Annotated in this window: 1 protein-coding gene; it reads left to right on the top strand. The window is 53.6% G+C overall.

Annotated elements, in window-relative coordinates:
- On the top strand, positions 1-414 hold a 414-nt coding region (locus I6F37_RS42150), incomplete at both ends, for a phosphopentomutase (RefSeq protein ID WP_225154694.1).

Raw genomic sequence — 414 nt, 5'->3', positions numbered from 1 at the left:
GTGCATATGGGCTATGGCGTCGATGAAAAAGTGCAGGTGCCACAAAAACTGTATGAAGCAGGCGTGCCAACCGTGCTGGTGGGTAAGGTGGCAGATATCGTCAACAATCCTTATGGCGTGAGCTGGCAAAATCTGGTGGATAGCCAGCGGATTATGGATATCACCCTCAACGAATTTAACACCCATCCGACGGCGTTTATTTGCACCAACATTCAGGAACCCGACCTCGCTGGTCATGCAGAAGACGTCGCACGTTATGCCGAACGTTTGCAGGTCGTTGACCGTAACCTTGCCCGGCTTGTTGAGGCGATGCAGCCAGATGATTGCCTGGTCGTGATGGCGGATCACGGCAACGATCCGACCATTGGTCACAGCCACCATACCCGCGAAGTGGTGCCAGTGCTGGTTTATCAG

The sequence above is a fragment of the Bradyrhizobium sp. NBAIM08 genome (genome assembly GCF_020193935.1).
Classification (GTDB): domain Bacteria; phylum Pseudomonadota; class Alphaproteobacteria; order Rhizobiales; family Xanthobacteraceae; genus Bradyrhizobium; species Bradyrhizobium yuanmingense.
The sequence above is the reverse complement of the archived record's forward strand: the minus strand, read 5'-3'. Positions and strand labels throughout refer to the sequence as shown.